Genomic DNA, 14,098 nt, shown 5'->3' with positions numbered 1-14,098 from the left:
CGACGCCTATTCGCGACCGTCTACGCACTCAGCCTTGGTTGCCTCAGACTGACAGCGAACTTTCTGCATCAGCTTGAGCATCTTTGGATGATAGACGCCTTCATCCCGAAGCGAGATGCGGACATCCTTCAGCATGCTGTCGAAGCCGGCAGCCTGTTCGCCGGATGGCTGAACCCAGACGTTTGCAGGAATTTCAGCCTCAGCCTTCTTCACGATATCCATGAACTCGCCGAAACGGCTCTGGTAGTACTCACGCATGTTCTGCTTGAAGCTGTCGGAGAACTTGTCTGCAGTCACCACCAGCTGGAAGGTCATCTGCGCGAAGTTGTAGTTGAATACCGAGCCATTCGGCTCGACACCCTTGTACAGCTCCATTGGCTGGTAGGCGACAGCTGGCGCGTAGGCTACGTCCACACTGCCGTTGTTGAACTTGCCGGCGAAGCTCGATGTGGTGGCGCTGACGACACTGCCGCCGACGTGACGAACCATAGCCACAGCCGCAGGATCGTAGTCCAGTGTGGCAATCTTCTTGCCCTGGATCTTCTCGACGCTGTCGATGGCGCGATCGCGCAGCAGCACGTAGATGGCGCCTGCAGGTGCGATACCGGCTATCTCGTAGTTTTCAGACTTCATCAGTGGCGCTGCTTTCGGCGAGCTGAGTGTCTGCAGCAGTGTCGACAGTTCGTCGTAGCCAGGAATGGCACCGACGGCAACCAGCGTGCCGGTGAAGCGGTTGAATTCGCGAGCCCGCACGTCGGTCAGCAGGGCTGCGTCGCACTGGCCGGCCAGAAAGTCGTCAGACGCAATCTTTTCATCGGTATAGGCACGGAGTTCGAGGTCATAGCCCCAGCCCAGCGCCTTGACCTTGGTCGCCTTGGTCAGCGTAAAGATAGGCCCGGTTGCGCCGAGTGGATCGAAGATGCATACAGAGCGTTTTTCTGCAGCACTTGCGGCAGTTGCCAGCAGGCTCGCGCCCAAGCCGATTACACAGGCAGCGGCTGCGGCCCGCACGCCAGTTGATAGTTGCATAAGGATTCTTCCTGTTTCCTGATTGAGACAACCGGTTCTGGGCGACCGGTCTATCCGGACCCATAGTGTATAGGACCAGTTTGTAAAAACTTGTAACCGAGTCCACAAAACAGGTCGATAGCGCGCGTATTTGCCGTGGCTGTGGTCAGCGGCGGACCGCAGCGGCGCTTTTCATAGCCTTGCCTGCGCGAAAGGGGTACCATCGCTGGCGTTTTCATTCATCAATCACAGTACAGATTTCATGCTCGATATCTCAGCCCTCAGTCAGTTACGTGAACTCAAGAGCACCATTCGGCAGTCGAACAACCAGTTCGAAGGCGTCGTTCGTGGCAGCAACGGGAGCTTTGGCTTCCTGACAATCAAGCCTGCCGAGGACGCTGCAGAGTCGGCTGCTCAGGGTGAGAAATCCGCGAATAAGCGACCGAAGGAAGCCTTCCTCAGTCCGGCCGAAATGCTGAAGATTCTGCCGGGAGACACCGTGCTTGCAGAGATCAGCCAGGACTCCAAGGGTCGGGATGTCGCAACAGTCATTTCTGTTCTGCAATCTTCAGCCCGCTACTTTACTGGCCGCTACGTGCAGAAGGGCAAAGGCCACTTCGTAGAGACGCACATCGAAGGCAGCGAGCGCAGACTGTTCATCACGCCGAAAAAGCGCAAGACGGCGAAGCCGGGTGACTACATCGTGGCACGCCTGCTCAAGCACCCCTTCCCTGATGGTCGTGCGCAGACTGAAGTTCTGCGCGTTCTTGGTAATGACCAGACGTCTGGGATAGAGACCAAGCTGGCCCAGGAAGTGTTCAACATCCGGCCGGGCAAGACCCGACCCGAACACGCCACGTGTGAAGCCCGCTTTGAGCAGAAGTCGGCCGGCCGCACTGATCTCACGGCAGAGCCCTTTTTCACCATAGACGGTGAAAGTACTCAGGATATGGACGATGCGCTGCTCATTCGCAGAGCAGAGGACGGCCACTGGATACTCAAGGTTGCCATTACCGATGTGGCAGCATGGGTTGACCCGAGCTCCGATCTGGACTCGGAAGCAGCACAGCTCGCGAGCAGCTGGTACTTTCCGCACAAGACCGTGGCCATGCTCCCCGGCACGCTGTCGCATCAGTGGTGCTCACTGCAGCAGGATCAGGCGCGGCTCGCCATGGTGGCCACACTGTTGATCGGTGCGGATGGCAACCTGCTTGCAGATACGCGCATCGAGTTCGAGCAGGCGGTGATACGCAGTCAGGCAAAGGTCAGCTATTCCCAGCTGAACGCCTGGCAGCAGTCTTCGGAAGGCTCTGAAACAGGGCTGCCTGAAGCCGTGACAGCACAGTTCGCTGATGCACTGGCACTTGCTGATGTGCTACGTCAATGGCGGCGTGATCAGGCTCTGCTCATGGACCATCGTCCTGATTACAGAGTCACGCTCAATGATGAAGGCAAGATTCAGTCTGTCCGCAAGGAAATACCAGGGCCGGCTGAGCGCCTGATCGAAGAATGCATGGTCCGCACCAATCTCGAGACCGCCAGACGGCTGGTTGCTGAGTCTTCGACGGCCATCTTCTCCGAACACGCCGGCTTCAAGCCCGAGCGGCTCAAGCAGGTCAGACACATCATTCGTGAGCAGCTGCCAGAACTTGCAGCCGCTGATCCAGCGCCGGATCCGTCGACGCTCGAAGGTTATACCACCATCATGAAGGCCGCTCAGTCACTTGAATCCGAGCTGCCAGTGTTCGCCATACTCAGCCGTCTGCAGACGCGGAGTCGTCTCGGCACGACGCCGGCGCCGCATCACTCGATGGGCCTGGACCAGTACCTGACGGTGACCTCGCCACTGAGAAAGTATGCTGATCTTTGCACACAGCGGGTGCTCTCTGCGCTTATCGGCGACGGACGGTTTTCGGCAGACAAGGTCGATATCGACACACTGAGCGCCAATTTACTCAATGGACGTCGCGCAGTGGCGCTCGCCGAACAGAAGCTGCAACAGCATTTCGCCGAAAGCCTCTCAGGCCAGCGTTTCACGGCCACGATCGTTCAGGTGAACGGTTCTGGATTCGTCGCGCGAATTGAGGACAATGGTGTTGAGGGCTTCGTCGATCTGGGTGCGCTACCTCAGGCCAAGTTCCGGCTCGACAGCACCTACTTCAGGCAGGTGGGCCAGCACATCAGCTTCATGCTTGATCAATCTGTCGACGTGATCGTTCGCGGCGTAGACAAGGACAATGGTCGAATCCTGTTCGACCTGGCCGATGCTGTACTGGCCGACACCCCCGAGGAAGCGGCTGCACCCAAAGAAGCTAAAGCGCCCCGGCAGAAAGCCGCTGTGGCAGATCAGGTCGTATCAGAGGCTACGGACGAACAGACCTCTGATGCCTCAGAGGCCTCTGAAGACTAACGCTCTGCCGCATGAGCGGAGTCAGCTCCCGGGCGCCACATGCTCCAGTAGAGGCGTCACATGCTGGCGCCAGACCTCACTGGCCTGCATGTCCTCGATGTAGTGTCTGGCGACTGGCCACACTTGGGTGCTGAAATAGCCATTGTACAATTCCAGTGCAACAGCTGCGGTGCTCAGTAGAATCAGAATTGCGGGTAATATCAGCTTGCGGCCGGTGCGAGCGCGATCGAGCCGCTGTGACGTTTTCGCCACCTTTGCCGCTTCTCGCTTGATGGCATCGACTTTCACCTGTTTTTCCAGCAGGCGCGCATCCTTGCTCGCTGTGGCCAGGTCGATCGCGGCCGCATCAATTGTGGGATAGATTTCCTTGGGGTCGTCGCTCAGCAGGCGGTCCAGTACACGCCTCAAAGACTCTGGTAGATCGCCAAGACCATCGGACACGACAGCAGTCCGTCCTCGCGTCGTCCGCAGCCGCACAGTGTTGCCCACTTTCCCTGTTGAAGATTCTGGCTTCGGTATGTGGCGAAGCTCTGGCGACGACCCCGTAAGCGCTTGCCAGAGTATTGCGCCAAGCGACTTCATATCAGCCTGAGCAGCTACGGCATCAGGCCGACCGCGCGACTGATCTGCTGGCCGGCTGTCGCTCTCCGATGGTATGCCAAAGCCACTGAGCCTCACTACGGTCTCGTCGTCCATGAAAATGGCGGATGGCCTCAGATTACCGTGGTAGACCTTGTGCTTATGGGCGAATTTCAGGCCCTGGGCAATGGCCGCGCCCCATTCGAATGCCTTCGAAGGCGCGATTTTCGGACCGATCTGGTCCGCCAGCGTGCCGCCCTCCATGTAAGCCATGATAATGCTGGCCTTGTCACCGTGCGTACTCACGCCATGTACGGTCACGATGTTTGGATGTGGGTGCCGTGCGAGAATCTTGTGCTCGCGTAAGCCTGCTGACTGCAGGCTCAGGCGTTTGACGATATACAGGACCTCCCTGGTTTGATCCTCGTACAGGAAAACTGCCGAGCTGGGCTCGTCTTTCAGCACATCCAGTACAGAAAACTCGCTTCCAGGATACGTTTCGATGAGGACACTGATGTTCCGATCAGCGTCGACTCGCTGTCGCGGGCTTAGATGCTGCCCCTGAGAGAGGAAGAGCAGGTCCCGGTGGACGTCATCGGCGGACATTGGTCGGTCGTCCACCTCCTCGGCCATGCAGCTTGCGATCAGCTCCGACAGGCCGAGCTCGATATCCGGTACCACCTCGTGGGCGCCGGGAGCCCCTGGTGCAGGCACGATGCCGGTAAAGAGTTCATACATCATAACGCCGAGTGCGTAGAGGTCGCTGCGCTCGCTCGCCTGCCCTGAGGCCAGTAGTTCCGGCGCCATATAAGCTGAGGTCCCCATTGTCAGCGATGCACCAGCCGCCGACGAACGGCTGCTCGCACCGGGCCGGGTCTGGGCCAGGCTGTCGGTGAAAAAGTGTGCAATGCCGAAGTCGGCAATACGCACCTCCCAGGCCTTGTCCAGCAATACGTTCGCCGGCTTGATATCACGATGAATCACGCCGTTCTTGTGTGCATAGCTCAGCGCCTTGCAGACCTGCACCAGCACTTCGAGCTTCTTGGCGTTGTCCAGCTTGTCGCGGTTGATGGCATCTTCCAGGGTCATCCCCTCGACGAACTCCATGACGAAGTAAGGCTGGCCATCCGCCGTAAGGCCCTTGTCGATGACGTGGATGATGTGAGGATGATTCAGCTGCGCGATGATCATGGATTCGGCTTCGAAGCGCTGCAGCACTTCAGGTTCATCCGCCAGATTTGCGGCAAGCACCTTGATGGCCACGGGTCTCTGCAGAGACTCCTGCACACCGCGATACACGGTTGCCATGCCGCCTTCGCCCAGCTTGCTGAGGCGTTTGTAACCCTGCAGGCCCATTATCCGTCCCGCCCCATGCCTAGCGTCCGGAGCCAGTCCAGCGGCGATTTTGGCCGCTTCTGCTCGATTTCACGGTGCGCACGTAGAGGCTCTTCATCATCACCGCCCGACTTTGATGGTCCCGCCTCCTCTTCGAGCACGATCAGCGTGATGTTGTCACCAGGATCAGCGTCGAGCGCAGCGCGCAACAACGACTCGGTAATCTGACCAACATCGAGCGGGGCACCTAGCAAACGCGCAATGTCCTCGGACTCTAGCCCTCTGAAGAGCCCGTCGCTACAGATGAGCCAGCGAGCGCCCGGCTCAGCCGCATAGCAAGATGAGCCTGATGCTATGTAAGCCAGTGATGGATGGCCCAGCGCCTGGGTGAGTGCGCCTTCGGCATCGGCGTGATCGGTAGAGACCTGCTCCAGCCGATCCTGTGTGAGCCGGTAAATGCGGCTGTCGCCAGCCCAGACCGCGAGCATGCCGTGACTGGTCTCCTGCACGGCCGCTATGGTGGTGGCACAATAGGTTTCAATCCCGCTTTGGGCGGCGAAATCAACCAGCGCTTCGTGCGCGGCCTGTACGGCCGGTTCGAGACCGGCGCCGCTGCCACACACTTCGTCACGGAAGGTCACGGCCGCCAGCGCGCTCGCCAACTCACCGCTGTCGCCGCCGCCAACCCCGTCGAGCACAGCATAGAGCCCCTGTCGGATGTCAACGATCGCGTTGTCCTGATTGGCTCTTCGATCCCCCTGATCACTGACAAATGCTACGAGCACATTGGATCCGTATCTATGGTTGAGAGGAATTAGTATAGCCAATGCTGTCCTCTGCGCTGCAAAACTGGCAGCTGATTCTATACTGTTGAACACACGTTCAAATTCGACGACATGACACAGGATCCAGGCATGTTGAAACTGCACTTTACTGACGGCAGCAGACCTCCGGTGTGGCTAGTGAACGCGCACATGACAATCGGCTCTGACGATCAGAACTCGATTTGCCTGCGCCAGGACAGCGTCCAGCCCTTCCATGCCGAAATGAGACTCAAGGATGGCAACGTTTATCTGATCAACATGAATCCTGACTACCGAACCGGCCTGAATGGCAAGAAGGTGAGGAAGGCAGTCATCGTCAAACCTGACGATGTGATCGTCATTGGGAACGTCAAGATCAAATTACTGCGGGCAGCCGATGCCGGCAGTGATGCCCAGCCTTTCAGCAGCGCAGACGCCACCTCACCAAATCTGCAGAAGCAGGGCGCTCGCCCAGGCAGACAGGGGCAGGCACTGTGGGGACTGAGGACCAATGCCAGTTGGGCCAAGCAACCGCTCTATCCCATTCATGGCGTTGCTATTGTCGGCCGTGACGAAGCCGCCGACATTGCGGTGCCCGTGTCGCATCTGTCGCGACAGCATGCACAGCTCCAGGTTGCCGGTCAGTTTCTGCTGGTCAAGGATCTCGGCTCTACCAATGGAACCTTTCTGAATGGGGAACGCATCACCCAGGGGCGCGCACGCCCTGGGGACAAGCTGAAGTTCGACGTGGTGACCTTCGTTGTCGAAGGTCCCGATGATGATCATGGCAAAACGGTGATTCGACCGATTCCGGCAGTAGTCAGCAACGTCAAGGACAAGCCGAGAAATGGTCAAAACAACTCAGCTGGGGAGACTGGCACCCAGAAAATTGCGGAAATCACTCACCATTCGACGGCCCACCCAGTGCCACCAGCAGCGGAGCGACCACATGATATCAACTTCGATGCTGTGCTCGGCGACCGTGACCCCATGACTGAGCTGGCATCAGAAAAGAAGCGTTCGCCCGCGCTATTCATCGCGATTATCATGCTGACGCTGGCCGTCATTGCGACGGTGCTGGTTTTTTCAGGTGCGGTCGATGCTGAATTGCCTGCCGCGCTGACTCAGTCTTTTGACGCACTGGTGGGCACATCGATCTTAGACAGCGGGCGATCCGTCTTGGCGTAGCTATAGCGTGCCAGCCTCTGGCCGCGGTGATAACTGTCAAGACCAGTCACCGTAGCCGTTCCGGCAGCCTCAAGATCGAGATAACCGTCAGCATTGACCACGCCACCTGGCAGGATGATGCGACAGATCTCTCCGATGATGAACTCAGTGCCGTTGATCTCCAACGGAATGTGCTGTCTGAACCGAACCCCGAACTTCAGCCGTGATTCAGCCACAAATGGCGCTGTAAAATCCTCCAGCCATTGCTCGCTCAGACCCGTGGCCTCGAACTCGGACGCCGTCTTGTCGTAACGCGCCGATGTCTGATGAGCAGCCTCGACCATGTCGATATGAACATGATTGATGGTGTAATAGCCGGTACTCAGCAGGTTCTCCAGCGAATGCCGGTCAACCGAGTGCGGTCGTATGACCAGTCCAATCAGTGCGGGATCTGCGCCAAGGTGTACGCAGGAACTGATAATGGAAACATTGGTCTGTCCTGCCGCGTCTACGGTGCCAATCAGGTTGGCACTCTTGTATCCGCTGATTGAATTGATCAGCGTGGCCCGATAGCGATGGTCCATCTGCTGCAGCATCGCTTCACTCACCTGATGACAATCCCCTGGCGCCAGCGTGCTATCGTCCAGCTTCAATGCAAGTTCAGTCATACGATGCCTGCTCCCTGATGATTATAATCTCGTCCGGACAACCGGAAGATCTCAGCCCCGACTGTACTGGTCGTTGAGATACTGCAGGATGCGTGCTGACTCGAACAGGGCCACGCCGGTGTTGGGGTCTTCGAGATAGGGCACCTGCACTCGACCATGCTTGCGCAGGAAGGCTTCACGCTTGCTACCAGGCAAGGGTTCATACTTGCCGACATGTAGACGCTGGGTGGCTGGCCCCAGGTCAGCGATCTGCTGCTTGCTCAGATTGATAAGGGTGTAAGCCAACTCGAGCTCAGTCAGCCGCTCCCGAACCAGACGCGAATAGGGGCTGGACTCGAAACTATACAGGGTCAGCGGCTTGTCCGCGGGCCGCGAAGGGCTGGCGGTTACGCCGCGATTGCCACGGATCACTGTGGCAGCATGTGACATCCACCGGCTGATGAGGCCTTCCCGAAGTGGCAGCGGAACATCGCGACGCGAATAGGTTTCGAACAGAAAATTAATGATCTCGCTGGCGCCCGCGTAGCCCTTGCTGGTCTGCGGGTTGAACAGGAAAGGCACACGCGTACTGCCGGAACGGGACTTGAGGTCTTCGAGGTAGCGCTGGCCACGGAGCGGAAAGGGGAAGATCTGAGCGTCCAGATTCAGTTCCGATAGCGCTTCTCTTACGAGGCGACACTCGATGCAGCCCTCTCGGTCGAAGAGTTGCAGCTCGGGGTTCTCCGCACGCGGTCGTGGCGAAGCCATTGTGCCGCGCCAGAGCCTGGCAGTAGAGGCCAGTATGGAGGAAGCGACATCAAGGGTCTGGGGATTCATACTGGCTCCGAAGACAGGTCATACGTACTTGAAGAGGCCGAACTGTATTACAGCAGCTCGACCATGGCTAGTGTCAGCATTTCGCTCTGGTATAAACGATGCGTCTACTCGGCATACTAACAGCCTTCGCCGCAGGTTTTGTGATATTTCAGTCACTTGCGCTATCGTCAGATCTGTAACAGCGAACCCGGTCGGCGATGTGCCAGGGCTTCGGTGCCGGCCACCTTGGCGATCTGGTCGCCAGGTCTGACCAGCCGGCGGTGACTCAAGCCCATCAGCACGCCATCCGTTCTCGCCCGTAACGCCAATCTGTTGTGCGGTGGCAGCTGGTCAATGCGCACGATATCAGCATAATGCTCGCCTGTTTTCAGGCGCTCACCGAGCTGCCGCCGGAAAACCAGCAGGCCAGTTTCGGGCGCATACACAGTGTCGACCGCCTGCAATGGAGAGATCTCCACCTCGCAAAATCTCGGCTCCGGCTGGACGCCGGCAATGACACCACAGTGTTGTAGAACGCTTGCAAGGCGCTCGGCATCATCCTCTGCCAGCGCATCATCGACGTCGATCTGGCCTCGGTACTCCAGGGTCATCGCCAGCGGCATTTCAGCTGCGAGCTGCGTATTGCCAGTGGCTGCCAACAGATCGTACCAGGGCTTCAACGCGCTCCCGTCGAACGCGATCACCCCGTCCAGCGGTTCGGTAAACAGATGGGTGAAACCGAGTATGCCAGCCACCTCCGCCGCCTTGGCTTGCTGAAAATCAGCACAGTAGGCATGGGCTGCCGTGTAATCATCGCAGTGGAGATCGAAGACAAAATCCGCTTCCAGCGCCAAGCCGAGCAACAGCTGTTTCAGGTAATCGGTTTCGTTGTCAGGATAGCGCGATTGCAGCGACTGCTTGAGAAACTCACGAAAACCGGGTCCGAGATCATCGGGCAGCGCGTCGATCTCGAACTCGCCCACATTGAAGGTGGGAAAATTGCGATTGAAATTACCGCGCCCGGTCAGGTCAAACCGGCCGGTCACATACCCGAATATGTTCTGCGACATGCCGACCGGATTGGCGAACGGCACCAGTATGATCCGCCCCTTCAGCCGACCCTCCGCCTCCGCTTTCGTCAGCAAGGGAATCAGGTGTTGCAGTACGAGCAGGCCTGGCCATTCATCCGCATGCAGCCCCGCCTGGAGATAAGCCACAGGCCCCGTGGAAGCATCGCTGCCGAAGCGGTACACCAGCAGCTCGCGACGTGTGCCTGGCGCTGGAGACCAGAGAGGAATGGTTTCAGTCTGCATGTCGAACTCCGAATCGAAGGAATTGGCGAAGGTTTGGCTGAATAGATGATCAATACGTTAACCCGATCATAGACAGGCGTCATGCTCTGTTGATAGCGTGGCAGCTATACAAATTTTTACGAAACAGCGTTCGACGCGGGTAACTATCCATTGCTTCAGCCCATTGCTTCAGCATAGTTGACCGTGTTCATTCTGCTGGCCGGCCGATATGGCTTGCATACCCCGTGACGCCTTTTTACCGTTCGACTCCAGAGCCCCAGTTCATGACAATCACTGAACAGCCGATGTTCCACCCCAGCCGTCTTGCCGGTCAACTGGCACGACTCATACTGCTGGCCCTGGCATTCACTGCCGTACTGGCTGCCTGCAGCGATGACAGCAAGAAAGGCGGTACGGCTCTGGTCGACCCTGAAGACGAGCTGCCTGAAGGTAGCATCTTCGCAGGCCGTGTCATCGATGGCTATCTGCGCAATGCCTTCGTCTGGATGGACCTCAATGCCAACGACGCCTATGAGGTGAACGAACCATCGGCAGAGACCGGCAAATTTGGCCTGTACTCGTTTACTGAAGAGCAACTGGCGGGCATCGAAAATCCCGGCGCCTATCCTCTGCTGGCGTTCGTCGAAGCGGGTAAGGCGACCGACGAGGACCTCATTCCCTTCAATGCAGCAGGCCCAGAAGAAGAGGCTGGTGGGCTCGTACTTCGCTCATACACATTGAAAGCACCGCCAGGGGTACGCTTCATAACGCCGTTCAGCACCCTGACGGCCGCTTATATCGCGCAGCAGGCGGCCGACAACGCAGCAGACCCGGCATTCGTAGCGCCAGATTTCCGAACCGCTGGCACGGCTGTCAGCGCTTTGCTCAAGCTCAACACCAACTTGCTGCGGGATTACGTTGCCGAATCTGAACGTAAGCTGCATGCCTATGCCAAAGCCACCACTGTGGCGCTCCAGGCAGAAATCGAGAAGCTGGTGGAAGCTGCTGGCAACAGCACACCCGGAAGCCGCGAAGTCATTGATGCGCTGCCACCCGAAATAGTCAGGTCGAGCCACCTGGCGCTGCTGGCAGATGTGGCGCAATGGCTGCCAGTCGCCAACCGCTATGCGGAAAAGGTCCTCACCCCGGGCAATCTGCTTGGCATGCCGCTCAGACGCATAGAGCGACACATGCGGCTCGCGCTTGGCGTGGATAACCCGCTCGCGGTCAGCAAGATACAGTGGTTTGCGGGTAACCTGGCCACTAGCAGCGGACGAACCGATCTGGAAAGCAACCAGATGAATCTGACGTCGATATCGTCAGGCGGCGTCGATATTATCGAAACCTGTGAAGACAGCTCCAACCTAGCCTGCGAACGCTTTGCCGAGACCGACTTTACCTATGGCGTGTTCGGTCGGGTACTGCAGCAGAAGATTTTTGGCGCCATTGAACTGCAGTTCGTGCCGCACCCTGTGTTCGGCTTCCAGCCGCTGACGACTTTCCGCCCCGAGTCCACGGAGCTATCCCGTCCCGCGCCAGAGCCCGAAGTGAAGATAAGCTATCTTGAAGGACAACCGGCTGTCGAGTCAGCCGTTTCAGGCGCTCGGGTTTCAGTCAACACCAGAGAGTTTGCCAACCGCTTATTCGAAGACTACACCGATATCGGTATCCGCGCGGATGATGACAGCATTTGGGAAGTACGTATCGGCAGTGAGGGCGAATCCTGCGTTGCCTACAGCATCTATTACGTTGAGACTGAGGAAACCAGCAAAAATCCGAACGGCTCCACCACCGGGTGTCTCGACTATCTCTGGCGCTTCAGCTTCGATGCAGCCGGGCGGATCATCAACGAAAGCGTCGTTCAGCTGTCACCATTCAAGGTATACCGGGTTACGCGAGCATACGACCCGGCCGAGGGTGACGAGCCCACTCTGCTGAGACTGCAGAATATCAGTATGCAAGCTGATCGCAGCGTGACGCTAGCTGACCCGTCGGTACGCGCAGAGCTGCTGGGTGGACTGGCTACGAGCAATGACCCACTGGAGAAGCTCGACGAGCTGACTGTCTCAGCGCGCAAGATCGAAGCCGCGATCCCTGCCGAGGAGCCTGCGGGTACCGCTGAGCGTTTCCAGCGTATCGTTGAAGTGCCCACGCTCGATGCCGAAAGTGTGCAGGCCGGCCTGGCCCAGCTAGCCCCACAGTTCAGCGATCTGTTCGGCTTCAATCCGATCGGCATTATCTTCAATGACAGCGCAGAAGCCTGTGGGGCTGCACCCGCCGGCGCAGAAGCGGTCACACCGGTGGAAATAGCGAGCTTCAATTATGTTGGTGATCAGCTTGCTTCGGTATGCCGACCCAACCTCGGCTGTCCAGTCAATACAGACCAGAGCCCACTGACAGCGTCCTGGTGCTGGCATCTTCAGTATGAGGGCGAGCGCCCGACTGCTGCCTTCCTCGAAGAAATACCCGCGAACGCATCAGCTCAGGGGCCTACAAACGGGAAAATCGTCATGCTGCAGCGTTTTCAGTACGAGCCACTGATCGACCTGCTGGATGACAGCGCAAAGAACAACTGAGTCAGAACCTTCGTCGCCTGATCACGCCTTCGCCAATAGGGCGAAGGTCTCTGATTCGGCGTCGAAACTGACGATCGTGCGGCCGGTTCTGATATCCCGTTCCAGCCGTGCACAGTCCTTCTCGAGCTCGCCGAGGTACGCATCGGCTTCGCTGCTTCTGAGCACCATGTCCTGCAGAAAGCTGGCTTTAGCGTCGTCATCCAGTTCGTTCAGAAAGTCTGGTGGAAGTTCCATGATCGCTACCCCGTCGCTTGCACAATGATTACCATCCGCCTCATTCATCCTGCCATTGAAGGAAAGTAGTGTCATGCGTTCTGTTGCCTTTTTCGTTCTCGCAATCGTTCTGTGTGTTGTGGTGGTCGTCACCACCCTGTGGCTGAACGCGCCAATCGATGCGAAGGCCTGGCAGCCCGCTCGCGCACAACAGCTCTCCGCCAACGATCGGCTGCAGGATATTCCGCTGATAGCCCGAGGCAAGCTGGCTGGCGCAGAGGACGTGCACCCAGTTCGTGAGGCCGATCGTCCGCAGTGGCTCGTGTACACCGGTCAGTCCAATGGCGACATCGTCAGAATCAGCCGTGACGATGAGATTGAGGTGCTGGCCAATACTGGCGGGCATCCGCTTGGTCTGGCACTCGACCAGTCCGAGCGCCTGGTGATTGCTGATGCCGAACAGGGCTTGCTGCGACTCGACCTCGACACCGGGGCGCTCGAGACCTTGGTGCCTGCTGGCGGCCCGATGGCGCTCAGTTTCGTTGATGATGTGGATATTGCTGACGACGGAATTATCTATTTCTCGGATGCATCGTCACGCAGCGCAATGGATGAGTTACAGCTCGAGATACTCGAAGCTCGGCCGCATGGTCGGCTGTTTGCCTACGATCCCTCTGCCGCCGAAGGTGAGCGGCTCACCCTGCTGCTCGACAAGCTGTTCTTCGCCAACGGCGTCGCTGTCGCAGCGGACCAGCAGTCTGTGCTCGTCAACGAAACTTTTCGCTACAGGGTCCTGCGATACTGGATCACGGGCCCAAAGGCCGGGCAGTCTGAAGTATTCGCCGACCGGCTACCGGGCTTCCCGGACGGCATTTCCAGAGGCAGTGATGGGCGCTACTGGGTGGCGCTCTTCGCACCTCGCAGTGCCGCACTCGACAAAACGCATCCTTACCCGTTTATCAAGGAGCTGATTGCTGCCCTGCCAAAGCGCTTGCAACCGAAGGCAACCAGGCACGGCGCGATCCTGGCGTTGAACGAGCAAGGCGAAGTGCTCGAGAACCTTCAGGATCCAACTGGCGAACATGTCTGGGAAATTACTTCGGTCGAAGAAGGTGAGGACGGCACGCTCTATCTCGGCACACTGACTGGTAATCGGATAGGCGTCGTCACGGCTATTCCCGAAGCGCGTTGATCTCGTTACGCGGAAACTTTGCTATGCTTTAAGCAGCCCGATCTTGCCACATTCACCCAG

General features: G+C 58.1%; 11 protein-coding genes. 4 read left to right on the top strand and 7 right to left on the bottom strand.

The window, feature by feature from the left end:
* Positions 1-6: 6 nt before the first annotated feature.
* On the bottom strand, positions 7-1,029 hold the full coding sequence (locus ACH3PB_RS17075) for a putative solute-binding protein (protein WP_416396647.1): 1,023 nt from the start codon (positions 1,027-1,029) through the stop codon (positions 7-9).
* Between the two features lie 241 nt (positions 1,030-1,270).
* Between ACH3PB_RS17075 and ACH3PB_RS17070 the strand changes: the two genes are divergently transcribed.
* Entirely contained in the window at positions 1,271-3,418 is a 2,148-nt protein-coding gene (locus ACH3PB_RS17070) for an RNB domain-containing ribonuclease (protein WP_416396646.1), read from the top strand.
* Between the two features lie 21 nt (positions 3,419-3,439).
* Here ACH3PB_RS17070 and ACH3PB_RS17065 read toward each other — a convergent pair whose 3' ends face one another.
* Both ACH3PB_RS17065 and ACH3PB_RS17060 read right to left on the bottom strand, forming a co-directional pair.
* Positions 3,440-5,353, bottom strand: coding sequence for a protein kinase domain-containing protein (locus tag ACH3PB_RS17065; RefSeq protein WP_416396645.1), 1,914 nt, complete (start codon positions 5,351-5,353; stop codon positions 3,440-3,442).
* A complete protein-coding gene (locus ACH3PB_RS17060) occupies positions 5,353-6,117 on the bottom strand; it encodes a PP2C family protein-serine/threonine phosphatase (protein ID WP_416396644.1) in 765 nt (254 codons plus the stop codon). Before ACH3PB_RS17060 ends, ACH3PB_RS17065 begins: the two co-directional genes overlap by 1 nt.
* 129 nt (positions 6,118-6,246) lie before the next feature.
* Here ACH3PB_RS17060 and ACH3PB_RS17055 point away from each other — a divergent pair, with 129 nt between their 5' ends.
* On the top strand, positions 6,247-7,323 hold the full coding sequence (locus tag ACH3PB_RS17055) for an FHA domain-containing protein (protein ID WP_416396643.1): 1,077 nt from the start codon (positions 6,247-6,249) through the stop codon (positions 7,321-7,323).
* On the opposite strand, the gene ACH3PB_RS17050 is transcribed toward ACH3PB_RS17055, so the two are convergent.
* From ACH3PB_RS17050 to ACH3PB_RS17040, 3 genes are all read right to left on the bottom strand, one after another.
* Positions 7,260-7,970 (bottom strand): flavin reductase family protein, encoded by a 711-nt coding sequence (locus tag ACH3PB_RS17050; protein WP_416396642.1) that lies wholly within the window; start codon positions 7,968-7,970, stop codon positions 7,260-7,262. The genes ACH3PB_RS17055 and ACH3PB_RS17050 overlap by 64 nt on opposite strands.
* 51 nt (positions 7,971-8,021) lie before the next feature.
* Positions 8,022-8,786 (bottom strand): glutathione S-transferase N-terminal domain-containing protein, encoded by a 765-nt coding sequence (locus tag ACH3PB_RS17045; RefSeq protein WP_416396641.1) that lies wholly within the window; start codon positions 8,784-8,786, stop codon positions 8,022-8,024.
* Positions 8,787-8,953: 167 nt separating this feature from the next.
* Positions 8,954-10,078 carry a succinylglutamate desuccinylase/aspartoacylase family protein gene (locus ACH3PB_RS17040; protein WP_416396640.1) on the bottom strand — a complete coding sequence of 375 codons (1,125 nt, stop codon included), beginning with the start codon at positions 10,076-10,078 and terminating at the stop codon, positions 8,954-8,956.
* Positions 10,079-10,341: 263 nt separating this feature from the next.
* Here ACH3PB_RS17040 and ACH3PB_RS17035 point away from each other — a divergent pair, with 263 nt between their 5' ends.
* On the top strand, positions 10,342-12,633 hold the full coding sequence (locus ACH3PB_RS17035; RefSeq protein WP_416396639.1) for a hypothetical protein: 2,292 nt from the start codon (positions 10,342-10,344) through the stop codon (positions 12,631-12,633).
* Positions 12,634-12,654: 21 nt separating this feature from the next.
* On the opposite strand, the gene ACH3PB_RS17030 is transcribed toward ACH3PB_RS17035, so the two are convergent.
* Positions 12,655-12,942 (bottom strand): hypothetical protein, encoded by a 288-nt coding sequence (locus tag ACH3PB_RS17030; protein ID WP_416396638.1) that lies wholly within the window; start codon positions 12,940-12,942, stop codon positions 12,655-12,657.
* Here ACH3PB_RS17030 and ACH3PB_RS17025 point away from each other — a divergent pair.
* Positions 12,941-14,038: an SMP-30/gluconolactonase/LRE family protein gene (locus ACH3PB_RS17025; protein WP_416396637.1), complete on the top strand. Its 1,098-nt coding sequence runs from the start codon at positions 12,941-12,943 to the stop codon at positions 14,036-14,038. The genes ACH3PB_RS17030 and ACH3PB_RS17025 overlap by 2 nt on opposite strands.
* The last annotated feature ends 60 nt before the right edge of the window (positions 14,039-14,098 follow it).

The sequence above is a fragment of the Allohahella sp. A8 genome (assembly GCF_047946665.1).
Classification (GTDB): Bacteria; Pseudomonadota; Gammaproteobacteria; order Pseudomonadales; family Oleiphilaceae; genus Allohahella.
The sequence above is the reverse complement of the archived record's forward strand: the minus strand, read 5'-3'. Positions and strand labels throughout refer to the sequence as shown.

What these genes read in the sequence shown, in the direction of transcription:
- ACH3PB_RS17035 (WP_416396639.1), top strand. Translation starts at nt 10,342, where the DNA reads ATGACAATCACTGAACAGCCGATGTTCCACCCCAGCCGTCTTGCCGGT.
- ACH3PB_RS17065 (WP_416396645.1), bottom strand. Translation starts at nt 5,353, where the DNA reads ATGGGCCTGCAGGGTTACAAACGCCTCAGCAAGCTGGGCGAAGGCGGC.
- ACH3PB_RS17070 (WP_416396646.1), top strand. Translation starts at nt 1,271, where the DNA reads ATGCTCGATATCTCAGCCCTCAGTCAGTTACGTGAACTCAAGAGCACC.
- ACH3PB_RS17030 (WP_416396638.1), bottom strand. Translation starts at nt 12,942, where the DNA reads ATGACACTACTTTCCTTCAATGGCAGGATGAATGAGGCGGATGGTAAT.
- ACH3PB_RS17025 (WP_416396637.1), top strand. Translation starts at nt 12,941, where the DNA reads ATGCGTTCTGTTGCCTTTTTCGTTCTCGCAATCGTTCTGTGTGTTGTG.
- ACH3PB_RS17075 (WP_416396647.1), bottom strand. Translation starts at nt 1,029, where the DNA reads ATGCAACTATCAACTGGCGTGCGGGCCGCAGCCGCTGCCTGTGTAATC.
- ACH3PB_RS17045 (WP_416396641.1), bottom strand. Translation starts at nt 8,786, where the DNA reads ATGAATCCCCAGACCCTTGATGTCGCTTCCTCCATACTGGCCTCTACT.
- ACH3PB_RS17050 (WP_416396642.1), bottom strand. Translation starts at nt 7,970, where the DNA reads ATGACTGAACTTGCATTGAAGCTGGACGATAGCACGCTGGCGCCAGGG.
- ACH3PB_RS17040 (WP_416396640.1), bottom strand. Translation starts at nt 10,078, where the DNA reads ATGCAGACTGAAACCATTCCTCTCTGGTCTCCAGCGCCAGGCACACGT.
- ACH3PB_RS17055 (WP_416396643.1), top strand. Translation starts at nt 6,247, where the DNA reads ATGTTGAAACTGCACTTTACTGACGGCAGCAGACCTCCGGTGTGGCTA.